Genomic DNA, 23,394 nt, shown 5'->3' on the forward strand with positions numbered 1-23,394 from the left:
TAGATATTTTTAGAAGATTAAACCAAGTAGAAAAAAGTAAACACGAATACCCATACCAAATCTACAAAATGCCAGTAAAGACCAACCTTTTCAACCATTAAGTATGTACCTCGCTTTTCAAATACGTTAGCCACGGTCATACACAGAATTATTATATTCAGCATTACACCACTAAAAACGTGGAACCCATGGAATCCTGTGATTGTAAAAAATAGGTTTGCAAACTGGGTAGCACTCACTGCATCCATTCCCTTGTAAGTTTCAGGAATATGTCCCCATCCATAACCCTCATGAAATAAATGTGTCCACTCCAAAGCCTGACAGCCAAGGAAGGTAAAACCTCCTATAATGGTCCAAATCATCCAGTTGATCACTTCTTTCTTTGCTCCCCGATGTCCCGCTTCTACTGCTAAAACCATAGTAACCGAACTCATAATTAAAATAAAGGTCATAATACCAACAAATACAAGTGGATATCCATGATCAGCAACAAATGGAATGGATTGAAAAACCACATCAGGATCTGGCCAGGTTACTTTACTAAAACGCTGTGCTCCATAATAGATAAGCAAAGCAGAAAAAGTAAACGCATCTGAAAGCAAGAAAAACCACATAATTATCTTGCCATACTCGACATCAAAGGGAGATCTCCCTCCGCTCCAGGGACCAGTTTTAATTTTGTCTAATTGTGAAACAGTAGTATCCATTTTTAGCTTATTGATTCAAAAGTAAGAAAACGTATAAATAAATCCATAGTATATCCAGAAAATGCCAGAACAAGGAAGTTAGCTCCATGTTGAACATATTCCTATACTGCGGTATGCCTTTATTTTGTTTGATAAAAGTGTAAACCATCATTCCTATTCCGGCAAATATATGTAAGATATGAAATGCGGAAAACACATATATGAAGGATTCTGAAGCATTGGAGTTTACAAATGGCGCTCCAGATTCAAACAATACGGTCCAGGCAATCCATTGAGAGGCAAAAAATGCAAAACCTAACAAGATGGTTAGTGCTAGAAATAAACGTTGTTTGGCAAACTGCAATTCTTTAGTAGCTTTAAACGCATAGTGCATCGTTAAACTACTAATAATAATTAGACAGGAACTATATAGAAAAGCAACTGGAAGCTGAACCTTAATTCCTCTTGTCGGGTTTCCACCCGTATACACAATATACGCACTCGTTAAAGCCGCAAACAGCATACACGATGTAATAATAAAAAGCCACATCAAAAACTTCTTTGGCTTTAAACTTTGAATCTCCTGCTCTAAAGGAATCTTGGTCATATATAACATACGTTTATTTAATGAAATCGAACAACATGATCAATTGAACAATAGGAAGATAAAAGAAGGAACAGAACATCACTTTCCTAGCTGTTTTTACCTCTAAATCCCTGAACAGTTGAACACTTAAATATAAAAAAACTATTCCTGCAATCAATGAAACAATTCCAATAATATAACCTCCAAACCCCATAAATGTTGGCAAAAGGCTCACCGGAATTAACACCAAGGCAGAAAAAACTATAAATCCTGCACTAACTTTATCTCTTTTCTTGGTAGGCAACAATCTAAATCCTGCTTTCTTGTAATCATCATCCAGAACCCATGCTATTGCCCAAAAATGAGGAAACTGCCAGACAAACTGTATTAAAAACAATACCAATGGAATCCATGATATTGATGGCCTGTCAAAGGCAGCAAAGTAACCAATCAGAGGAGGTAACGCACCAGGAAACGCTCCTATAAAAACGGCTATCGGTGATAATCTCTTCGCTGGAGTATAAACAATTGCATAAAGAAAAATAGAAAATACAGAAAGAACTCCTGTAAGGAAGTTGAGCCGTACTAAAATTAATGTACCTGCTAAGGCCATAAACAAGCTAAGTACCAAGGCCTGTCCGGTAGTCATCCTCCCGGAAGGAATCGGTCTGTCACTGGTTCGCGACATCAGCTTGTCCAGATCCTTTTCTATAATTTCATTAAATCCATTTGCTGCTCCTGCAACCAAAAATCCACCTAATGTCAATATCAACCAGTTACTCCAATTTATTGACCCCTGCTCTTTGCTTCCTATTAAAAAAGAGACGGAAGCTGAAAAAACAACCAAAAAGGTTAACCTAAGTTTTATTAGACTTTTAAAGTCTGATATAAAAGAAACTTCACTCACTCAAATAGTTCAATTTTTGGGATAAATCTCCCATTATTAGGATCAAAGTTGGATAATTAAACTTTATCCTCTGCAAGCCTTTCAGCTTCATCATTCTTCTGCCATTCTAACTGTATACGTTCAGCCTCAGGATTACCTTCAAAATCGTGAGAAAAATTAGAGCTCATTGTTTCTGAGAAAGGTATGGTCTGAGGGATAAAATCGACTGGACTTCCTGGCTTGCTGTAATCATATGGCCAACGGTATACGGTAGGAATCTCTCCGGGCCAGTTTCCGTGTAAATGTTCTACCGGAGTAGTCCATTCTAAAGTATTGGACTGCCAAGGATTCTGAGTCGCTCTCTTTCCATAAAATATAGAATGAAAGAAGTTCCATAAAAATGCAACCTGTCCTAATGCAGATATAATAGCCGCCCATGAGATAAAGGTATTTACCGTTAACCATTCTTTCATGAATTCAAACTCAGTGAAAGCATAGTATCTTCTTGGTACTCCATCCAGTCCCATAAAGTGCATCGGGAAAAACACAAGGTATGCACCGATAAAGGTGAACCAGAAATGTAAATAGCCTAGTTTCTCATCCATCATCCTTCCAAACATCTTAGGGAACCAATGATAAACACCACTTAGCATACCACATATAGCAGCAGAACCCATTACAAGGTGAAAATGTGCCACTACAAAATAAGTATCATGTAAGTTAATATCCAATGCTGCATTACCCAGAAAAATCCCGGTCAGTCCACCTGAAATAAAGAAGGAAACCAATCCAATTGCAAACAACATAGCTGGAGTAAAACGAATATTACCCCGCCATAAAGTAGCCAGGTAGTTGAAAGTCTTCACAGCTGAAGGAACCGCAATGATCAGTGTAGTGATCATGAATACTCCCCCAAGGAATGGACTCATACCCGTTACGAACATATGGTGCCCCCAAACGATGAAGGAAAGAACAGTAATACCAATTAAAGAGTAAACCATGGCATGATAGCCAAATATAGGCTTACGGGAATTAGTGGCGATCACTTCTGATGTAATACCCAACGCAGGCATGATCACAATATATACTTCAGGGTGCCCAAGGAACCAAAATAGATGCTGAAACAAGATAGGGCTTCCTCCTTGTTGTGGCAGTATTTGTCCTTGCACAACCAGATCGGACAAGTAAAAACTCGTTCCAAAACTACGATCAAAGATTAATAGCACAACTCCCGCTACTAAAACCGGGAAAGAAAGTGTTCCGAGTATAGCGGTTAAAAATAATGCCCAGATAGTTAAGGGCATTTTCCAAAGATCCATACCCTTGGTACGCATATTCAATATCGTACTGATATAATTCAGGGCTCCCATTAACGAAGAAGCTATAAAAAACACCATACTGATTAACCAAAGAGTCATCCCTATACCCGATCCCGAAATCGCCTTAGGCAAAGCAGACAATGGCGGATAAATTGTCCATCCAGCACTCGCCGGCCCTGTTTCCGTAAAAAAGGAACCCATCATAATCACACAGGCAGTAAAGAAAAACCAATAAGACAGCATATTTACCAGAGGTGATGCCATATCCCGGGCTCCTAATTGCAAGGGAATTAACAGATTACTAAAGGTACCACTTAGCCCAGCCGTCAGTACAAAAAATACCATAATGGTACCATGTATAGTGACCAAGGATAAATAAAAATCTGGTTTTATTCTTCCACCTTCTGCCCATTTCCCAAGGAATGTTTCCAATAAAGGGAAACTTTGATCGGGCCATCCTAACTGGATCCGGAAAAGAATAGAAAGAAACATTCCAATGACGGCCATTATGATACCCGTAATCAGGAACTGTTTTGCGATCATCTTATGATCTGTGCTGAAAATATACTTAGTTAGGAACGATTGATGATGAGCGTGCTCATCATGTGCATGTCCTGAATGTTCCAATGTATGATTAATCGCTGTGCTTGACATATTATCGATCTATCTGATTTACTAATTTATTGCTAACTTATTATTTCTTAAAGTCTCTTTTGACACAGATGCTGACTTTAACTGCATTTCTTTTTTCATGTCATCATTAAAGAAAAGAGGTTGTTTTACTATCCACTCTTTATATTCCTTATCACTAACCACTCTCACCTTATATTGCATATTGTAATGCCCACTTCCGCAAATTTTAGCGCACAATAATACATAATCATATTTTGCATTGCCGCTCTTTTCACGCATTTCCTCAGTAGTAAACCTAGGAGTGAACTGAAAGTAAGTTGCCATACCCGGCACTGCATTCATCTGAACCTTAAAGTCCGGCATATAGAAACTATGCAAAACATCTTTTGAATTAATTGTGACCCGTACTGACTTGTTTACTGGTAAAACGATTTCAGGACCTAGTCTGTCATCCCAGCTCTTTTTATCAGTAAAGTCAATACCCAAGCCATTTGTTGGCGTTGTTAGCTTATAATTTTTCAAGCCCAATTGATTATCCTCACCTGAATACCGTACATTCCACTTAAATTGTTCTCCGGTTACTTCAAGAGAAAGCGCATTGTTTCTATCATCCTGAGAAGGATTGGTAATACTTCTCCAAGTAAAGAATCCAAAAACGACAAGCGCAGTGAGAACGAACGCGGGAACAATTGTCCACAAACGCTCAATGGCATTATTGTGTGGATAATAATAAGCTTTCCTATTTTCCTGTCCCCGGTACTTATATGAAAACCAGAATAACAAGAATTGTGTCAGCACAAAAACGATTGTAGTAATGGCGACAGTAACAATCATCATAGTATCAATTCTTGCTCCATGAACCGATGCTGAATCTTTAGTTACTACCCAACCCCAGGTATTGTAGCTCCAATACGTACCATATAAGCCTAATATCAGAAATAAAACTAAGATAATCCCCTGGATATTGTTCCAGTTCAATCCTGCCTTCTTTCCTTGAACTTCTTGAGTGATCTCATATACACGTATGATTTTACCGGTTATAGCAATAAAAATACATACCAAAATGAACAGGATTGCATAAAACCCAGCTGATTTATATACAGCATCATGATTAGCCACAACAGCAACATCAATTGTAGCTGTAGTAGCATCATTTGTTGTTGCATCCTTACTTATATTTGCCAGTCCCTTAGCAAACGCATCTAAATCATTGTCGGCAGCCACTCCTTTTACAGGGCCGGAAACTCCTTTCGAAATCACTGCTGTTGTATCTTGGGCAGCCAGAGGCGTGCCGAAAGCCATTAAGGCAATAGCAAGCACCGCAATGGTATTTCTGATCTTAAATAATGTATTAAAACGCATTTCTTTATAAGATTCTAATGTAAATTCCTTTTTCGTCTATCTATATAGAATGATGTAAACTTTCTTCAAGAAATGGATGATTCTTTGCCGCCAGAGGTTTCTTTGCCAATTGACTCATCATCAAAAAGCTAAATAATCCTACAAAACCTATAAAAATTCCTAATTCCGTTATTCCAAACTCACGGTTACTTTCTACCGTACCCGGCATAATCATCAGGTAATAATCCAGCCAATGTCCACATAATAACAAGATACATACCGCTAGTAAAGTATTAGTACGCCTTTTTGCATCACGGGTCATTAAAATCAAAACTGGCGCCAGGAAGTTGATCACAATATTTAACCAAAACCATGGCATATATTCAGGCTCCCATCTTTTAAAGAAATAAACGGTTTCTTCAGGTATGTTAGCGTACCAGATTAATAAAAATTGCGAGAACCAGATATAGGTCCAGAATATAGAGAAAGCAAAAACAAACTTCCCTAAGTCATGGATATGATTATGATTCACCCAGCTCATATAACCAGCTTTTTTTAACAGGATCACGGTGACAGTAATAGCACATAAACCACTGATAAACATGGCGGCGAAGTTATACCAGCCAAACATCGTAGAAAACCAATGTGCTTCTAGTGACATGATCGTATCAAATGCCCAGATTGGAGTAGTAAATCCAAATATCACCAGGAATATTGCTGAAATCTTAAAGCTCTTTTTATAGTTCGATAAACCTCCGGACATATCTTCTCTATTAGAAAACCGAGTTAGGACGAGAGCAAATGTGCTGTATATAGTTAAGAAAAACACCAGCCTGATCAGAAAAAAAGGAGTATTCAAGAAGCCTGCCTTTTTTGCAATAGCAGCATCATAGTGTTCATTTCCTACCTCTGTGATACCTTCTACATTCCAATGATGATATAGGTTGTGCGAGAATAATCCTGCAGCACAGATCACCAATAATATAACCGAGGCAATCGGCAATACTTTAGCAAAAGCCTGAGGGATCCGAATGAAGCCAGCTGACCATGCGGATTGTGTAACCAATTGCAGTGCAAGAAAAAAAGCACCAGCCGCACATACACAAGTGAAGTAATATCCCATTAACAGGAGATTAGCAAATGTACGTACCGAATGATATTCTGTAGTATCCAATAAGAAGCCGTATGCAATTGCTGCAACGCCTATTAAAATAGCAATTAGGCTCCAGGTTTTTGCTTTACCTGAAAATTCAAACTGCTGTGTAAAATTATGAGTATGTTGATTGTGAGTTCCCATTTCGCTTAAAACATTAACTATTGAAGTTTTTGCAATTCTCTAACGTACATAACTATTTTCCACCTTTCAGTTGGATTAAGTTGTGCACGGTGAGGTCCCATAAGGTTTAAACCGTATGTAATCGTGTGAAAAATCTTTCCGTCTGTTAAGTCTTTCATCGCTCCACCCCTGGAAGAATTACCGGTAGAATAAGATGGAGGAGCAGGAAATTTCTCCAGTTTAATGATTTGTCCATCCCCTTTTCCTTGCGTACCGTGACAGTGTGAACACATATTAAGATACAATGAATGGCCTTCAGTTAACGTCTGTTTGTTTCTTGTTAGAGGATTAAACAAATAATTACTTGCTGCCAGGTAACCTTCAGGTGTATTTGGATATTCATCAACCTTATCATAACCCACCGGCATTGTATTAGATGGAGGTAATTGAGCAGTTTGGCCATTTGCAAAGTTCTTATTGATCTGATCCGGATTATATGCAATCGGATCGTACATATTCCGGGCAAACTCCAGACCTGGATTTTTTTTATCACCCCCACATGAAGAGACCATAGCAGATGCTGCTACAGCAATTAATGCGGCGCTTAATATCCTGAGTTTATTCATAGCTAACATACTTCCTTTCGTTGTGCATCACTTCAACAGCTCCTGCATCTTTTAACAAGTTTTCAATTTTATCCGGATAAGGATTCGTCTTCGCATCAATAGCAATAACAAAACGATCATTAGTTGCCCTCAGATCCATTACCCTTGGTGCACGTCCCGGAAACAAATGATTAGCATAGAAAAAGGTAAACATCATTCCATAGGCTGCAAACAGAATAGTCAGCTCAAAGGCTATTGGCACAAAGTCTGGCATGGCCAAAGATGGCTTTCCCCCGATATTCATCGGCCAATCATAAACCATCATATAATAAATCATAGATATCGCAGTCAGTGTTCCGGTAATTCCAAAACAAAATGCAGCTATAGGCAGTCTTGATCGCTTATACCCAAGCTTTTCTTCAATTCCATGGATGGGCATGGGTGTGTATACATCATAGATACCTATGTTGTTTTCCAGCAATTTATCAAGCCCGTGCATCATTTCATCAGGATCTTCAAAATGACCTAGTATATATTTTACGTTACTCATGTTTTAGGTTTTAGCGTAATCACTTTTTGAAACACTATCAAATTTTTCTAAAGACTGTTGGTAATACTCAGCCTGTTCTGCATCTATCGTACCCTCTCTGATTAGTTTTTGCTTAGCCTGATCACTTGACGTTTTCAGAAGAAGTTTCACTTCAGCCATTGCAATGCCCGGTAATACACGAAGGAATAAAAGGAATAAAGTAAAGAACACGCCTATTGATCCTACAAACAACAGAATATCTATTGGTGTTGGATAAAACATAGCCCAACTTGATGGCAGGTAATCCCTGTGAAGGGAGGTCACAATAATTACGAAACGTTCAAACCACATTCCAATGTTTACCACAATTGACAATACCCATGATGCCCAGATGCTGGTACGAATCTTTTTAAACCAAAACAACTGCGGAGAGATCACATTACAAGTCATCATACTCCAGTACGCCCACCAGTAAGGCCCACTAATCCTGTTTAAAAATGCGTATTGTTCATATTCCACTCCGGAATACCAGGCTACAAATAGTTCAGTTAAATAAGCTACCCCAACAATAGATCCTGTTACAATGATGACAATATTCATTGACTCAATGTGGAACATCGTAATGTAATTCTCCCATTTCATCACCTTACGGGCAATTAACAAAAGCGTCTGTACCATAGCAAATCCCGAAAATATAGCTCCTGCAACGAAATAAGGAGGAAATATAGTAGTATGCCATCCCGGCTCCAACGATGTAGCAAAGTCCATAGATACAATCGTATGCACCGATAATACCAATGGAGTAGAAATACCTGCCAGAATCAAGGATACAGATTCAAAACGTTGCCAGTTCTTTACTGACCCTGCCCATCCAAAAGAAAGGATTGAATATACTTTTCTTCTAAAACCGGAGGCCCTATCACGTATAGTAGCAATATCAGGCAGTAAACCTGTGTACCAAAACACAAGGGATACAGAGAAATACGTTGAAATCGCAAATACGTCCCAGATCAATGGCGAGTTAAAGTTAACCCATAAAGAACCAAACTGATTTGGAAGCGGGAAAACCCAATAGGCTAACCATGGACGACCCATATGCGCAATAATATAAGTAGCGGCACAAATCACGGCAAAGATGGTCATTGCCTCCGCCGACCGGTTAATTGAATTTCGCCAGTTCTGCCGAAAAAGCAGTAACACCGCTGAAATCAATGTCCCCGCATGACCAATACCTACCCACCATACGAAACCGGTAATATCCCATGCCCAACCTACAGTTTTATTCAGACCCCAGACACCTAGTCCTACCCAAAAAGTGTAACTTATCGCTACTACCCAGGTAAGAGCCAATGTTAAAGCTATTCCAAAACCTATCCACCAGGCCATGTTGGGCTTATTTTCAACTGGAACCAAAACATCATCAGTAATTTTCGAATAGGTTATATTCGTACCTGTGATTAATGGCTCTCTTAATATGGATTCGTTATGTGCTGACATAATCTTTTAAAATCTTATTCTAATATCAATTAAGCTTCTACTACGTTTCTAACCTTAGTCTGGTAACCAACACCCGGCTGAGTGTTAATCTCTTCCAGCACATAATAAGTACGTTCGTTACGCAATTCATTACTAACAGCTGAATTCGGATCGTTTAAATCACCAAAAATGATAGCGTTTGCTGAACATGCCTGCTGACAAGCCATCTGTATTTCACCATCTACAAGTGGCCTCTTCTCCAACTTAGCTTTCAGTCTGCCAGCCTGGATCCTTTGTATACACATGGAGCATTTCTCCATAACCCCCCTTGAACGGGTAGTTACATCCGGATTGAGCAACAATTGCGTAAACTCATTATTCAGGTAATTATCAAACCTGGAGTCATTCCAGTAGTTAAACCAGTTGAAACGACGTACTTTATACGGACAGTTATTTGCGCAGTAACGCGTACCTACACAACGGTTATAAGCCATATGGTTTAATCCGTCGGACGAATGCATGGTGGCTATAACCGGACAAACTGTTTCACAGGGAGCATGATCACAATGCTGGCATAGCATCGGCTGATGCACCACGGAAATATCATCCATGTTCTCCAGCTTCTCAATTTCCTTCTCTTCAGTTACCGATTTCTCGCCTTCCTTAAAGCTATAATAACGGTCAATTCGTAGCCAGTGCATTTCACGACGATTTCTAACCTCATCACGTCCTACAACTGGAATATTATTCTCTACATTACAAGCTACAATACAAGCACCACAACCCGTACACGCGTTCAGATCGATCGCCATTACCCAGTTATGCCCTATCTTCTTATGTTCAGGCCATAAATCATATTCATGATGACCACCTGCATGTTTACCAGTACCTGAATGAGGATCTTTTACATAACTCGCAAAAGATGTTTCTCTTACAATATCACGACCCTCATAAGAATGATGAGTTTGTGTCTGAGCCAGCTCATATTTCTCACCAGTTTTAGTCACCGTTGCGGTATTAAAAAAGCGGATGGAACCATTCGTACTGGTAGCAAAAGGATAAGCATTCTCCCCTACCTTACCAATCTGGCCCGGTTTTTCACGTCCGTAACCAACGGCTATGGATATAGTTCCACGCGCCTGTCCCGGCTGCAGTAATACAGGAAGCGTGATGCTATGCCCGTTAGCCCCTTTGATTTCAATCTTATCAAACTCACTCCAACCTTGCTCTTCAGCATACTTGGGCGCTACAGCAGCATAATTATCCCAGGTCACTTTAGAAACAGGATCCGGTAATTCCTGAAGGAAAGCATTATTTGCATAACGGCCATCCCGCATAGACATACTTTGGTATAAGTGGATTTCTATATCCTTAGCAAGCGTTTTACTTTGTGTAACAATAGTTTGTGCTATAGCAGGTAGTGAAGCACTGAAGACATACGTACCTGCAGGTTTCTCACCAGTATAAGCAAATCCGGTTTGCAATAACTGCTTCCAGGACTTGCCTGCTGTAGGCAATATATTCTTTTCCCAATATGATTTCACATACTGATAATAGTTTTTCTGTGAGTTTGAAGACCAGGCCAATAAACTTTGTTCCGCCTGACGGGTATTAAATACCGGATTAATAGTTGGCTGAACCACTGTATAGTAACCATCTACTGCGCTTTCATCACCCCAAGACTCCAGGAAGTTAGAATTTGGTGCAAGCACATTACATAGACTAGCCGTTTCATCCTCCCGATCAGAAAAGGAAACACGCAAAGGCACCTTTGACAATGCATCTGTGAACGCCCTGGCATTAAAATAGCTATAAGCAGGATTCGTATTCAAAAGGAATACCGCACCAACCTCACCCCTATTCATTTCACTTATAAAAGAAGCAAATACCGCATCATTACCTGCATAATTCAAATGAGGATTATCCAGATCAATTGTAGTACCGTAACTTCCTAAAGAAGAATTGATCGCATTAACTAATGTCTGCATAGAAACATCATTAGATCCACATACCACTAAAGCACGTCCTCTTGCCTGAACTAATTCCTTAGCTGCAAGCTTGATCGCTGTATTAGCCACCGCATTTGCAGAAAGTCCCTCTGCGCCACTTAATGTGCTGCCCGTAACTTCATTATACAAAGCAATAATAGCAGGGCCTTGTTCAGACGGCTTTACAGGGATGCGAGAATCTGCATTAGTACCCGTCATACTCATACCTGTTTCAAACTGGATATGGCGGGACATCTTTCCCTTCTTCAGCGACTTTGAATTACGATTTCCTACATATTGACGACTATATTCTTCGCCTGCAATCCATGTACCAAGAAAATCAGCAGCCACACTGACGATCACATCTGCACGATCAAACCGGTAACGGGGCAATACTGCTTTTCCAAAACTAGCTGCATTTGCCTGAAGGACCCCACTATATGAAACGGCATCCACCTGAACATGCATAGTATTCGGAAATTGTGTAATAAAATCAGCAATAACCGCTTTAGTAGAAGGACTTGTAACGGTAGCCGATACCAGACGAATTTTCTTTCCCGATGCCTGAAGCTTATTTAATTCTCCTTTAACATATAAATCCATGTTATCCCAGGTCACTTCCGCCTTATTAAGCACAGGACCCTTTAATTTGGATACATCATATAAGTCAAGCACAGCAGCCTGCGTTACCGCATCTGTTCCTGTATTTTCAAATAATCCAGCAGGATTTGCTTCAATTTTAATCGGACGGCCTTCTCTTGTTTTAACTAAGATACTCTGTCCATGAAAGCTGGATACATAATAATTAGCCACTCCAGGAGTAATTTCTTCTGGTTTTATAAGATAAGGAATAGACTTCCGGATAGGGGCCGTTTGACAAGCAGCCAAAGAAACAGCACCTAAACCAAACCCTAATGCCTTTAAAAAGTCACGCCTTGGTGTAACTGAATTCAGTCCTCCTTCACTCAAGACATCTTCCAAAGGAATCTCTTCAGCAAATTCGTTTTTATTCTTTTCCACAAAATCAGAAGAACTTTTCAGCTCTTCTAAGCCTTTCCAGTATTTTTTATTGCTCTTCATTTAAGCTATATGTAACTGTATCTGTATTTATTGTTAATAATGACATTTACCACACTCAATACCACCTAGTACTGCAGGAGTGACTTTTTTCCCTTGTTTCAACAAGTTATGCACTTCTTCCAGCTTATCGTAATAGCCATTTCCTTTGGCGTTTACTTCCATTGTACGGTGACAGTTGATACACCATTTCATGGTCAAAGGAGCATATTGATATACTTCAGGCATAGTCTGAATTGGACCGTGACATTTTTGACACTCTATTCCTGCTACTGAAACGTGCTGGGAATGGTTGAAATAAGCAAAGTCCGGCAGATTATGAATCCTAACCCACTGTATAGGTTTTGTATTGGAACCATATTGTTTGGTTTCAGGATCATAATCAAGTGCCTTATAGATCTTCATAATCTCAGGAGAGATTTCACCATTATACTTTTCAGTCGCCTGAACATAATTATGGCAGTTCATACATACATTCAAAGAAGGAATAGAAGCATTCTTTGATTTGTAAGCACCTGTATGGCAATATTGACAATTAATTTTTAATGTACCGGCATGTAACTGATGCGAATATTTAATAGGTTGTTCCGGTTGATACCCTTCATGAACACCTGTATTCCACATCGTACGCCAGCTCCATGATCCAAGTAGAATAGTAACCAACAGAACAGTAAAAAATACTAGTTTCTTATTCTTCGAAAGTCTTTTCAGCTTGTCGTAAACCTTTTCTCCCGGCTCAGCAACCTTTTCATCCTCAACAGGAACCCCTTTTTTTTGTAGAAGAAGTTTGTTTAATGTACTGATTACGCGGTTTAATACCAGCACAACCAATAACGTGATGATGACCACTACGATCAAACCACCCAGCATAAAATTACTAACCCCACCTGTATCAATGGCTGTTCCCGTTGCACCAGCAGTACCAGCGGCTCCAGCAGCAGGAGTTGCCGGTTTATCACCCTCTTCCTTAACATAAGCAAGGATATTAATAATATCCCCATCCGTTAATTCGGGGAAAGGAGTCATGACTATTTTATTGTATTCATTAAATACTTTAACAGCATCAGGGTCTCCGGTAGCAATAAGAGCCTGGGAATTCTTGATCCACTTGATCAACCACTCCTCACTTTGCCTCTCGCTGATGCCTTTTAAAGCAGGACCAACTACGTTACGATTTAACGCATGACATGCAGTACACTTCTGCTTAAAAATAGCAGCGCCCGCACTGGCATCTCCCTTAGATGCAGTAGAAGCCACTGCAGCAGTGGCACTTCCAGCAACACTACCCGCCGCCGCCGGGGCAGCAGAGGTATCTTGTGCATATCCCTGAACACCAAAACTTAGAGCAGAAACAAAAATAAACGGTTTTACAACACTTCTAAAAATCAATGAGATGCTTCTCATATTATTATTTTACGCTTTAATTTATATGTAAAATTGAAAATTGTGTTTAAAATCACAATTAAGGATGACAAAAATATAATTAAAAAAATGATCTGTGACACATTAGCGACTTTGAAAAACAATTTATATCCATTCTAAACAAAGCATAAAAAACACAAAAATGTCTCCTAAAATACTCATTTCTCCTTAAGAAATAGTACAAGCAGGAGACATTTTTATGCTAACCTGTAATAATAATTATTGTTTTAAAATCCAGGCGAATACTAATGGCGCTACAATAGTGGCGTCAGATTCGACAATAAATTTAGGAGTATGAATATCTAACTTACCCCAGGTAATCTTTTCATTAGGAACAGCACCTGAGTAAGAGCCATAAGAAGTGGTCGAATCGGAAATCTGACAGAAATAACCCCAGAAAGGAATATTAGTCATTTCAAGATCCTGATATAACATCGGAACTACACATATCGGAAAGTCCCCAGCAATACCTCCCCCAATCTGGAAAAAGCCAACTCCCTTACCAGCAGAGTTCTTCGTATACCACTCCGCCAGATAAGCCATATATTCTATTCCACTTTTCATCGTAGAAGGCTTCAATTGCTGTTTAATGACATAAGAAGCAAAAATATTTCCCATAGTTGAATCTTCCCAACCCGGAACAACGATAGGAAGGTTTTTTGCAGCAGCGGCAAGCATCCATGAATTTGCAGGATCAATTTCATAATACTGCTCCAATATACCGCTGTTCAACAACTTATACATATATTCATGCGGAAAATAACGCTCTCCTGCAGCCTCAGCATCCACCCAAATCTTATGAATATGTTGTTGAATCCTTCTGAAAGCCTCTTCTTCGGGGATACAAGTATCCGTAACCCGGTTATAGTGATTCTCTAAAAGATCCCATTCATCCTGCGGACTTAAATCACGGTAATTTGGCACTCTTTTGTAATGAGAATGTGCAACCAGATTCATAATATCCTCCTCCAGATTAGCGCCAGTGCAACTAATAATGGACACCTTATCCTGACGGATCATTTCCGCTAAGGAAATCCCAAGTTCAGCAGTACTCATCGCACCACCCAGGGTGATCATCATTTTACCACCAGCATCGATATATTTTTCATATCCAATAGCTGCATCAACCAGCGCGGCAGAATTAAAATGCAAATAATTCTTTTCTATAAACTTTGAAATAGGTCCTCTTTCCATTAATTTTAATTTAAAGCATCAAAAATAGCAATTTTAAAAACTTTGAACACTAAATTAGCGGCTCATGAACAAAAGCATAACACTAATTTTTTGTTTAACTCTTCTCATTACTTCAATTTGCACCGCGCAAAAGAAATTAATAAAGAAGTTTTTATCCAGTGAGAGTGATACAAGTAGAAATACTAGTTTTATCATTCTTCCCGCTGCGGCCTATTCACAGGAAACCGGAATTGAATTTGGCGGACTATCCATTACCTCTTTTTATACCGATAAAATCGACACATCTACCCGCAGCTCGACGATAAACGCCATCCTTACCTATACCACCAAAAAGCAATCTAACTTTGTAATCAAGCCGGATATCTGGTCTCCGGGAAACAAATACCATTTCGCCGGAACTTTGCGTTACAAAAAGTTTCCTTTCGATTTCTTTGGTGTGGGCGATCAAACTCTTGAATCGGATAAAGATCCTATTGTTCAGCGTCTATTCATCGTTCAGGCTGAAGCTGAAAAGAAAATGGTTAGAGGTTTATATGCAGGTCTGAATATTGGATACGAAAATTATGCCTATTCGGATAAGGAACCCGGAGGCATTTATGATACCGGAAATTTCACAATAAATGAAACCGCACAGGTAATGTACCTTGGAACATCGGCGATACTAGATACCCGAAACACCAATACCTATACCACTGGAGGAAGCTATTTCAGATTGAATTACTCGTATGCACCCTCTATATTTGGATCAAATGATTTTTCAGGAAGTTTAATTAAAGCTGATCTTCGCCATTTTACAAGTCTGAATAAAAAGGCCGTACTTGGCTTCCAATCCACATTCGAGGGAGTCTACGGAAAGAAAACTCCATTTTATTTACTTCCACAATTAGGAAATGATCAAATCATGCGAGGGTATTACACAGGCAGATACCGGGATCAAAACCTATTTACTGCCCATGCCGAACTGCGGTACCGATTCATACCCCGATTTGGAGTCGCAGCATTTGCCGGCACAGGAACTGTATTCAGTAACGGTGCTTTTAAACTCGCGAACCTGAAGCCCAATTATGGAGCAGGCGTCCGCTATTTTGTCGATCCGGGCAGAGGACTAACCCTCCGTATGGATTATGCAGTAGGAGAAAAAAGGCCAAACGAAGCACGTCAAACCGGATTTTATCTTGCCTTAGCAGAGGCTTTTTAAACGCATACAGATTAAAAGTTCATGCTATTTAAAATGCCATCACCTGCAATAAAAGGTTGTTTACTTAACGATACTAAAAACCTTACTCGAATGCGGTGCGATCTGTTGAGCAAAAATTGCTTCAGATCCACGGGATATGTTGCCAGTCCACAATTCTTTAATCTTGTATTTACCCTTCAATCCTAGTTCACTAAGATTAACGGAGATGGTTTCCACATCCTTATCCCCGATATTAAACAATGCAAGGTAGCGTTCTCCGGTTTTACTATTCTTCGAAGTAACAGCCAGCTTCCCGTTCTCCATGAACAACTGGTGTACATCGGTGCCTTCCTTGTGCATTTTAAGGATTTCCTTATTATTGAGCAATGAAAGTGTGAAAGCATCGTTAGAGGGCAAATCACCGCCAAACATAAGGGGCGAACGAAAAATAGTAAAAAACGTCATTAAAGAAACCTGCTCATCTTTCGTTAAACGGGTCATGCGGTCTACCCCACGCTCGCCACGCACCGCTATCCTACCTAGAGGAATCATGTCGCAATCAGGCCAAGTGCCTGAAGCAGAGTGAGCATACCAACCTTTACTTACATTCATAAGGTGAATCAGATCCTTCCAGACGTCCCATACATCATCAACCATGCGCCACATGTTGGCATTCTCTTTAATATGATCTGCTTTATCAACAGGAGTTTCTCCAGGAGAAGTACTCAAAACTATAGGCCTGCCTGTACGGTCAATCGCCTTACGGATCAACTCAATTTCACCTTGATGATAAGGTCTGGACAAATCATCCACTTTTATAAAATCGACACCCCATGATGCATACAACTCAAGTAATGAATTATAATACTCCTGTGCCCCTGGCTTGTCAGCCACAACGGTATAATTGTCCCGAAGCCATTTACACTGCAGTTCAGTGGAATAGATCTGATCGGCAGTAATTCCATTGGTTCCTTTTATCGGGAGCTTCCGTTTTACAGCTTCTACAGGAATACCCCGCATAATATGGATCCCAAATTTCAATCCTTTGCTATGTACATAATCTGCCAGGTGCCTAAATCCTTTCCCATCTACCGCTGAAGGGAAACGCCCGCTGAATGGTAAATATCGTCCGTATTGATCCATCACATACCGAGGGTCCGTTTGATTATAGCCACCCGCTTTATCGTTTTCAACAAACCAGCGGATATCAACCACAATATATTGCCAGCCCAACTTTTTCAGGTTAGCGGACATATAGTCAGCATTTGATTTAACTTCAGATTCTGTAACGGTTGAACCATAACAATCCCAGCTGTTCCAACCCATTGGAGGAGTTTGCGCCCAGGATTTAAATGAAGACTTTGGCTGTGCCTGAGCTAAAATTGTTACCCCACAGAGGATTATAAAAATCAATGCTTTTTTTAACATGGTTAATCGACGATGAATGTTTAAATTGGTACTAACCAAATTTAAACTTTAATTGTACATATGACGAATAAAATCTAAATTAAACAAAGACCTATTCATTATGTTAATAATGATATTTCAATAAAAAGCGACCCACGAAATGAGTGTAATACTAGGTATTGATAATCTAAGCAACAGATTGACTGCTGAGCAACTTGAGGAACTAGACCTTGCTGCTGATGTCCATAAATCTCAGTCAAACATCGAATTCAATATATTGAAAGTAAAAGGCGACGTCATTTATATCGAATCAACACAATCTGAAACCCGCTCTGGGAAATATGCCACTGAGGCAACGCTATTAAAAAAGACACATGAAGTATTTGATAAATGGCTACCAGATTGCACTATCAAGGTTGAGACCTTGCCTCACCTGCCTTCCCCGACTTCGGTAGTTAACCCGGTTTGGTTAGAGAAAAAAATGAAAGAAAAAGGTATTAGAATTAAGCAGATTGCTTTTGATACAGGTGTTGACAGGGAAAGCATATCCGAATGGACTACTGGAAAAAGATCTATGAGCCAAATTGTCAAAGCGATGTTCTTTTTCTACTTTTTAAAATAAATAGGATTTCAGAACTTCACAGCGTAATAACCTAACCATGTAGGTATATCATTTATAACTTGCCTTAAAATTGAACAGTATTGAACCAGTAGCTGATTCAAAACTGTTCAATACAATCTGTTATTTCACTAAATCCTTAAAAGCTGATCCAAAAATCAAATAACCGGTATTTCCACCAATTGTGCCTTCGTTTTCTCCCCACAGAAATGGCCAGTCATCGTAATTTTCAAAGTGGTCTGGTTTTCTGAATAATAATCCGGGAGCAACATTACCCGGAATAAAGGAAAAATCAGCCCTGTTATTACCATAAAAGACTGCTTTCGGACGAGTTGCGCCTACTGTTGCCACTAACGAATAATTATGATATGGATGAGAACCAAATAAATAGTTGGTGGCCTTGTATGCATTGCGAGCTTCGATTATATCAGGGAAATATTTGCTAGCAAAGCAAATGGTAGTTCCAAAGCTCACCACGTCACCGCTCCCTGCCCAGTTTCTTAGGCCGATTGGTACTCCGTAGGGATTATCCTTTTCAAGCCCATTGATGTATTCTTTGTACTTTACAACATATGGACGGAGCTTCTCTTTATAGGATGCATCCATGTGCGGTATAGCATCCAGTGCCGTCAAAAGGTTCCAACTCACGTTACGATCAAGTGCAGGCCATAAAAGTTCCTGAAACTTATCGACATATTGTTTTTCCCCGGTAGCGATGTAAAGTTGAAGATTGGTGGCCATATTTGCTGATCCCCCTCCCCAGCCAGTGGTATCCTGTGGCTGATTGGCACTTAGTTCTGTTGCCTCTTTCAGCAATCTTTTTGACTGTTGCAACGCTCGTGCCGAAAGATCGTCGTTATAACCCTTCAATGCCCGGCTTGCTGCAGCAAACATCGTTGCAGCCCTAAGATCGAGGCCAGGATTACGGCTTGTAAATGCCCACATACCATCTTTAACTCCACTCGACCGGCCATCACTGGCTACTTCATGAGGGCCAAGCTTCGGATTATAAGGAAGGCCATCTGTTATCGAAGCTGCGTCACCAAGGTGATGGTAATTATCGAGAACAGAGTTAGAGAGCGTTTGTGCCATGTGGCCAAGGATCTCTGCCTGAGCTACCAGGTTCAATGTTCCATGCTCGATAAACTGCAGCACATCTGGTGTCCCATCCGGACGATGTAAATCAACATAACGCTGCTTCTGATCAACAAAAGTCTGATCGCGTAAGGGTTTAAAATATTCCCATGTCTGGACAAAGTTCTGCACCACGCCAATGTTTGCTCCTGTCTCAATGTCAAAATCTCCGGCATCAAAGAAACCACCTACGTTTAATCCAGGGATCAATTCAAGCGCTTTATATTTGGTATCAGTTGTTGGCCCTTGTTCATGAAGGTCGAAGTGATCTGTGTTTGGCGGAGCCTGAAGATAACCGTCCTTGAAAGGCTCACCGTGCCACACCCTGTAAGCTTCATTTACGAACATGTGATTCATGTGAATCGGGATCCATATATCACTGGTCGCATCGGTGATCTTATTGTAAACGTTATCTCCAATTAAAAAGTTATTTGTTTTGGTGTCTCCATACTGAATATAGTAGATCCCGGGAGTCTTAACTGAGGAGAAATCGAATTTCACATAGTGGTATTTGTAATAGTCACCCCAGGGCACAATTTTACCATCGAATACTTGGGCAGCATTGCCGTCCTCGCCTATTTTAAATATCGATGCGCTTGTAATTGACTTAGCTTTCTTGTCGAGTTCAATGACAGAGACCTTTGGTTGCGAAGGGATGTAACCCACTTGAGAAAAACCGATATTAGGCTCTCTTACCCAGCCTTTAATGGCATTTGGTTCAACTGTCCAGCTCAAAACCTTACCTGTTTTTCCTGCCGGAAGTAAACTGCGAACTACAAACCAGCCGTTTTGTGCTAGCATACGCCCATCAAAAAGCATAAGATCAGCATCCGGGGAAGTGATCTTTATCATACGTTCAGGTGCATCGGGTGCTAGAAGAAAGGTACGGCCAGTTTCAAGAGGAAGTGGATCAATAAACTTGCCGGTTCCCCTATCGTCGGAAGTCACATACCCCTTAAATTGCTTAGGTTTCGTACTGTTAGGCCTCGCAATGGTGTTACCTACCACATAGCGGGGAAATAGACTGGGGCGCTCGTCCATCAAATAAGTCTTTGCCCAATATTGAGAGGGTAAAAACTCAAGATTAAATCCGGCACTGCCTTCAAGTGCCTTAGGAACCGGTTTATCCAGATAAACTGATATCTCCACACCTTTCCCCTTAGCTGTGACAACCACCCGCGAATCAAAATTATATTCTTTATACCTTAATGTAGCTTCAATGGTTTTCGAAGCACGGTCTACCTTTCGGTTTAGTATTTCAGGAACAAGATCCCACTGCTCTGGCGTGTTGGAGAGTCTGACAGCGCCGCCCTGTGATGTTCTTACGCCATGGTGGATCAATTCTATGCCGGCGTTCTTCTCGTCATTAAATCCCCCATTAAAAAGGTTACTGTACACAAGGACATTGACGCCTTGCGTCTCGAAATACTCAAGATCATTGAGCTTCAATTCCTGGCTCGAGGCATAATTGAATGCCCCTAGTAGCACTACAACTAATAAAATGGTTAGTCTCTTCATGTTGATTAAAAAATTTCCTTTCCTGACTTGGTTGCTAATGTATAAATGTAAGGTAAACAGCAGTAAATACTAGGACAAAAAATGATCAAAAAGTAGTAAAAATCTTCAAATTGTCCTCTTATGTAAAAGCCACCCATTTGTTCAATGGCAATTTCCCACATGCACCTTAATCCAAAAGAATTAGACCCTAACATAAAGATACGTTATGTTAGGGAAGCCACTTGGAGTATATCATGAATCCTTGGCCTATTATCTGACAGACAATGGCTTAAAACCAAGCATTGTATTGCCCAACAAGATCAGCAACCTTTTTCAAGACCCTGGATGTCAATACAATTACAGACAAAACAACCTCACAAGCAATTGCCCGTTTTGGACTTGAAAGAAAATTGGAAGTATCCTCTTCAGTAAAGGGTGGCTTAATAGGTCATGGGACTGAGGATTTATCTTTAAGAAGTTTTAAAGTGTGTCGCTTAACTAATTTTATAAATTTTCACAAACGGCAAAAAGGTATTATACGTTAAAATATTTAAAAACCGGGTTTTCGCGAGAATCCCTTCAAAATATCCGTTCTCCTGATAGGCGATAAAATTTCTATAATGACCGGAAAAGCGTTGGTCGAGCCATAATAATAACTTTTGGTTCATAGTCTCAGGACGGGAAAATGCGCAAATCAAAAGGTTGTTGGATATTTGTTTCATTTCAATAAGCATACTAACAGATTGGCTTTGTGGTATAACATGAAAAAATAAGCTTGCTATTAAAAAATCGAAAGTTTCGTAATGCTTGTAATTCTCCCCTAGCTCTTCACATAAAAAATCAAGATTCAAAATATTCTGATTTTTTTTATATTTTATCGCATGTTCTATTAGACCTTCCGACTTATCAATTCCCAATCCGTATTTAATTTTTGGAGAAAGGTCAAACAGCAAATCTCCCTTTCCGCATCCAAATTCAATCACTTTGGCATTAGGATCAATTTTATCAACTATTTCACCTCTAATTGGAGCAAGATTATCAGCCGTCTTTATTTTTAATTGTCGTTTCATATTATTCGGATTAAAATGGCTTAGTACTTTTCAAAATTAACTTGTCATACGACTGTCCAACTAAGATATAGCGCTTTTTTTTGGAGGATTAGTATCGCTGACTATACTTTTCTATTTCTTGCGATAAAAAGACCAAGTTGGCAACTTTGCTGGGATCATCTAAAATAATCCGAACTTCACCATTTCCATTTGCTTTTTGATTCACTTTCAAATCCTTTATATTTTCTGGGTCAGTTGGCATAAAAATTCAAGAATTAAAGTAAGTTTCATGTGATTTCAATATGCTTAAAATTTATACGGACGAAACTCGTGGATGTTGCGTCTACCTCAGATCATGAAAATTTGAAATCCGATGGTTTGCAAAACCCTTATAAAATCAATTTAATGGTACTGCGCAAATGTCCCCTGTTGTCCGTAGTATCAATATAATTGAGTCAGAGGCAGCCAAGACTATAATATCCTTATACAAGGATACCTTTTTACAATCGCTGATTTACAATCCATCGTTTATTGAGAACGATTATACATGTAGCGATTCCATTTGGGAGCTGAAAAGAGATCTTCTGTATAATTAACAATATATCGTTAAATCTAGATTTGAGGACTCAATCGATCCCTCTAAATTGATAAGTATGCAGTAGTTGCGCACTTATATCAATCATTTTAAGTGAAGAAATGAACTATTTTGAATCATTGACCTCTAACCAATGGCCATCAGGATCCTGAAAATAAATTTGTTTTACTCCGTCAACTCTGATCGTTGGCTCTTTGGCGGTACCAGGCCAATTAGAATATTCGATGTTTTGCAAGTCAAGTTTTTTGATGAACTCTGCAATTGACCGAACGCTAAAACATAAATGCTCATTCTTATTATGTTCCATTTTATTATATACTCCCGCAATTAAATGAAGGTGTCCTGCTGCACCTAGTGTAAACCACACATGCTCACCATCCTTAAATGGCTCTTCTATTTTTTCTAGATTTAGTAACGAATGATAAAAACTTTCGCTTTTATCTAAATTGGTTACATAAAAAGCAATGTGGTTCAATTTAGCACTTACCTCGGGCTGTTTTGTTTGTGCACTGGAATCATTCATGACAGTTACAGAAGAAGCTAACAATACAATAATGGACAAAATTCTCATTTTAATTTGTTAAGAAAGGTTTAAAGCTGGAAGTCTAATTCAATGGTAAGTTAATGAGTCTATACCACCAAGGAGCTCACTAAGTCCGGGGAGTTGTGTCTTTGTCTGAATTAAATCCATAACGACATTTTTATCAAAAATAATAAATATTGTCGCAATATTATAATTTCAATCCCATGATTTACTGGCATTTGTTAGAGGCTATGTTCAGTGCTATAGCGCAAAATTAATGATCAATTTTCAAGCTATTCCAAACGCTTGTTGCAGTCGGAGCACAATGTAGTTTGCATCTACTCCGTATGCATACGGGCTACGCCCTCCACGATT

19 protein-coding genes are annotated in these 23,394 nt (G+C 39.5%); 2 read left to right on the forward strand and 17 right to left on the reverse strand.

The window, feature by feature from the left end; genetic code table 11:
* Positions 1 to 17 precede the first annotated feature (17 nt).
* The 12 genes from BFL47_RS11420 to BFL47_RS11475 form a co-directional block, all read right to left on the reverse strand.
* Positions 18 to 707 carry a cytochrome c oxidase subunit 3 gene (locus BFL47_RS11420; RefSeq protein WP_069659927.1) on the reverse strand — a complete coding sequence of 230 codons (690 nt, stop codon included), beginning with the start codon at positions 705 to 707 and terminating at the stop codon, positions 18 to 20.
* A 7-nt stretch (positions 708 to 714) separates the two neighbouring features.
* The gene (locus BFL47_RS11425; RefSeq protein ID WP_317042933.1) at positions 715 to 1,293 is read right to left on the reverse strand and encodes a cytochrome c oxidase subunit 3; all 579 of its coding nucleotides are present in this window, start codon (positions 1,291 to 1,293) and stop codon (positions 715 to 717) included.
* Between the two features lie 13 nt (positions 1,294 to 1,306).
* Positions 1,307 to 2,179 (reverse strand): heme o synthase, encoded by an 873-nt coding sequence (gene cyoE, locus BFL47_RS11430; protein ID WP_069659929.1) that lies wholly within the window; start codon positions 2,177 to 2,179, stop codon positions 1,307 to 1,309.
* A 56-nt stretch (positions 2,180 to 2,235) separates the two neighbouring features.
* Positions 2,236 to 4,131 (reverse strand): cytochrome c oxidase subunit I, encoded by a 1,896-nt coding sequence (locus BFL47_RS11435; protein ID WP_170827311.1) that lies wholly within the window; start codon positions 4,129 to 4,131, stop codon positions 2,236 to 2,238.
* A 21-nt stretch (positions 4,132 to 4,152) separates the two neighbouring features.
* Positions 4,153 to 5,472 (reverse strand): cytochrome c oxidase subunit II, encoded by a 1,320-nt coding sequence (locus BFL47_RS11440; RefSeq protein ID WP_083257136.1) that lies wholly within the window; start codon positions 5,470 to 5,472, stop codon positions 4,153 to 4,155.
* A gap of 40 nt (positions 5,473 to 5,512) precedes the next feature.
* Positions 5,513 to 6,748, reverse strand: coding sequence for a quinol:cytochrome C oxidoreductase (locus BFL47_RS11445; protein ID WP_069659930.1), 1,236 nt, complete (start codon positions 6,746 to 6,748; stop codon positions 5,513 to 5,515).
* 17 nt (positions 6,749 to 6,765) lie between these two features.
* Positions 6,766 to 7,353 (reverse strand): c-type cytochrome, encoded by a 588-nt coding sequence (locus tag BFL47_RS11450; RefSeq protein ID WP_317042934.1) that lies wholly within the window; start codon positions 7,351 to 7,353, stop codon positions 6,766 to 6,768.
* Positions 7,346 to 7,882, reverse strand: a complete 537-nt coding sequence (locus BFL47_RS11455; protein WP_069659932.1) for a DUF3341 domain-containing protein — start codon at positions 7,880 to 7,882, stop codon at positions 7,346 to 7,348. The genes BFL47_RS11450 and BFL47_RS11455 overlap by 8 nt, the downstream gene beginning before the upstream one ends.
* Positions 7,883 to 7,885: 3 nt before the next feature.
* Positions 7,886 to 9,358 (reverse strand): NrfD/PsrC family molybdoenzyme membrane anchor subunit, encoded by a 1,473-nt coding sequence (gene nrfD, locus BFL47_RS11460; RefSeq protein ID WP_069659933.1) that lies wholly within the window; start codon positions 9,356 to 9,358, stop codon positions 7,886 to 7,888.
* A 29-nt stretch (positions 9,359 to 9,387) separates the two neighbouring features.
* Positions 9,388 to 12,405 carry a TAT-variant-translocated molybdopterin oxidoreductase gene (locus BFL47_RS11465; RefSeq protein WP_069659934.1) on the reverse strand — a complete coding sequence of 1,006 codons (3,018 nt, stop codon included), beginning with the start codon at positions 12,403 to 12,405 and terminating at the stop codon, positions 9,388 to 9,390.
* A gap of 33 nt (positions 12,406 to 12,438) precedes the next feature.
* Positions 12,439 to 13,806, reverse strand: a complete 1,368-nt coding sequence (locus BFL47_RS11470; protein WP_069659935.1) for a cytochrome c3 family protein — start codon at positions 13,804 to 13,806, stop codon at positions 12,439 to 12,441.
* Positions 13,807 to 14,043: 237 nt separating this feature from the next.
* Positions 14,044 to 15,018 (reverse strand): deoxyhypusine synthase family protein, encoded by a 975-nt coding sequence (locus tag BFL47_RS11475; RefSeq protein ID WP_069659936.1) that lies wholly within the window; start codon positions 15,016 to 15,018, stop codon positions 14,044 to 14,046.
* A 64-nt stretch (positions 15,019 to 15,082) separates the two neighbouring features.
* Between BFL47_RS11475 and BFL47_RS11480 the strand changes: the two genes are divergently transcribed.
* On the forward strand, positions 15,083 to 16,216 hold the full coding sequence (locus tag BFL47_RS11480; RefSeq protein WP_069659937.1) for a BamA/TamA family outer membrane protein: 1,134 nt from the start codon (positions 15,083 to 15,085) through the stop codon (positions 16,214 to 16,216).
* Positions 16,217 to 16,276: 60 nt separating this feature from the next.
* On the opposite strand, the gene BFL47_RS11485 is transcribed toward BFL47_RS11480, so the two are convergent.
* On the reverse strand, positions 16,277 to 17,623 hold the full coding sequence (locus BFL47_RS11485) for a glycoside hydrolase family 27 protein (RefSeq protein WP_069659938.1): 1,347 nt from the start codon (positions 17,621 to 17,623) through the stop codon (positions 16,277 to 16,279).
* 139 nt (positions 17,624 to 17,762) lie between these two features.
* Here BFL47_RS11485 and BFL47_RS11490 point away from each other — a divergent pair, with 139 nt between their 5' ends.
* Positions 17,763 to 18,224, forward strand: coding sequence for a helix-turn-helix domain-containing protein (locus BFL47_RS11490; protein WP_069659939.1), 462 nt, complete (start codon positions 17,763 to 17,765; stop codon positions 18,222 to 18,224).
* Between the two features lie 120 nt (positions 18,225 to 18,344).
* On the opposite strand, the gene BFL47_RS11495 is transcribed toward BFL47_RS11490, so the two are convergent.
* From BFL47_RS11495 to BFL47_RS11505, 4 genes are all read right to left on the reverse strand, one after another.
* Entirely contained in the window at positions 18,345 to 20,873 is a 2,529-nt protein-coding gene (locus BFL47_RS11495; protein ID WP_069659940.1) for a cellulase N-terminal Ig-like domain-containing protein, read from the reverse strand.
* Between the two features lie 473 nt (positions 20,874 to 21,346).
* Complete coding sequence (locus BFL47_RS11500; RefSeq protein WP_069659941.1) at positions 21,347 to 21,922, reverse strand: class I SAM-dependent methyltransferase; 576 nt, start codon at positions 21,920 to 21,922, stop codon at positions 21,347 to 21,349.
* An 88-nt stretch (positions 21,923 to 22,010) separates the two neighbouring features.
* The gene (locus tag BFL47_RS19805) at positions 22,011 to 22,163 is read right to left on the reverse strand and encodes a hypothetical protein (RefSeq protein ID WP_170827312.1); all 153 of its coding nucleotides are present in this window, start codon (positions 22,161 to 22,163) and stop codon (positions 22,011 to 22,013) included.
* A gap of 439 nt (positions 22,164 to 22,602) precedes the next feature.
* Positions 22,603 to 23,067, reverse strand: a complete 465-nt coding sequence (locus tag BFL47_RS11505) for a VOC family protein (protein ID WP_245681356.1) — start codon at positions 23,065 to 23,067, stop codon at positions 22,603 to 22,605.
* Between the last annotated feature and the right edge of the window lie 327 nt (positions 23,068 to 23,394).

Source organism: Arcticibacter eurypsychrophilus, from assembly GCF_001730525.1.
In the GTDB taxonomy this organism is placed as follows: domain Bacteria; phylum Bacteroidota; class Bacteroidia; order Sphingobacteriales; family Sphingobacteriaceae; genus Arcticibacter; species Arcticibacter eurypsychrophilus.

What these genes read in the sequence shown, in the direction of transcription:
- BFL47_RS11420 (WP_069659927.1), bottom strand. Translation starts at nt 707, where the DNA reads ATGGATACTACTGTTTCACAATTAGACAAAATTAAAACTGGTCCCTGG.
- BFL47_RS11425 (WP_317042933.1), bottom strand. Translation starts at nt 1,293, where the DNA reads ATGACCAAGATTCCTTTAGAGCAGGAGATTCAAAGTTTAAAGCCAAAG.
- BFL47_RS11435 (WP_170827311.1), bottom strand. Translation starts at nt 4,131, where the DNA reads ATGTCAAGCACAGCGATTAATCATACATTGGAACATTCAGGACATGCA.
- BFL47_RS11440 (WP_083257136.1), bottom strand. Translation starts at nt 5,472, where the DNA reads ATGCGTTTTAATACATTATTTAAGATCAGAAATACCATTGCGGTGCTT.
- BFL47_RS11445 (WP_069659930.1), bottom strand. Translation starts at nt 6,748, where the DNA reads ATGGGAACTCACAATCAACATACTCATAATTTTACACAGCAGTTTGAA.
- BFL47_RS11450 (WP_317042934.1), bottom strand. Translation starts at nt 7,353, where the DNA reads ATGAATAAACTCAGGATATTAAGCGCCGCATTAATTGCTGTAGCAGCA.
- BFL47_RS11455 (WP_069659932.1), bottom strand. Translation starts at nt 7,882, where the DNA reads ATGAGTAACGTAAAATATATACTAGGTCATTTTGAAGATCCTGATGAA.
- nrfD (WP_069659933.1), bottom strand. Translation starts at nt 9,358, where the DNA reads ATGTCAGCACATAACGAATCCATATTAAGAGAGCCATTAATCACAGGT.
- BFL47_RS11465 (WP_069659934.1), bottom strand. Translation starts at nt 12,405, where the DNA reads ATGAAGAGCAATAAAAAATACTGGAAAGGCTTAGAAGAGCTGAAAAGT.
- BFL47_RS11470 (WP_069659935.1), bottom strand. Translation starts at nt 13,806, where the DNA reads ATGAGAAGCATCTCATTGATTTTTAGAAGTGTTGTAAAACCGTTTATT.
- BFL47_RS11475 (WP_069659936.1), bottom strand. Translation starts at nt 15,018, where the DNA reads ATGGAAAGAGGACCTATTTCAAAGTTTATAGAAAAGAATTATTTGCAT.
- BFL47_RS11480 (WP_069659937.1), top strand. Translation starts at nt 15,083, where the DNA reads ATGAACAAAAGCATAACACTAATTTTTTGTTTAACTCTTCTCATTACT.
- BFL47_RS11485 (WP_069659938.1), bottom strand. Translation starts at nt 17,623, where the DNA reads ATGTTAAAAAAAGCATTGATTTTTATAATCCTCTGTGGGGTAACAATT.
- BFL47_RS11490 (WP_069659939.1), top strand. Translation starts at nt 17,763, where the DNA reads ATGAGTGTAATACTAGGTATTGATAATCTAAGCAACAGATTGACTGCT.
- BFL47_RS11495 (WP_069659940.1), bottom strand. Translation starts at nt 20,873, where the DNA reads ATGAAGAGACTAACCATTTTATTAGTTGTAGTGCTACTAGGGGCATTC.
- BFL47_RS11500 (WP_069659941.1), bottom strand. Translation starts at nt 21,922, where the DNA reads ATGAAACGACAATTAAAAATAAAGACGGCTGATAATCTTGCTCCAATT.
- BFL47_RS19805 (WP_170827312.1), bottom strand. Translation starts at nt 22,163, where the DNA reads ATGCCAACTGACCCAGAAAATATAAAGGATTTGAAAGTGAATCAAAAA.
- BFL47_RS11505 (WP_245681356.1), bottom strand. Translation starts at nt 23,067, where the DNA reads ATGAGAATTTTGTCCATTATTGTATTGTTAGCTTCTTCTGTAACTGTC.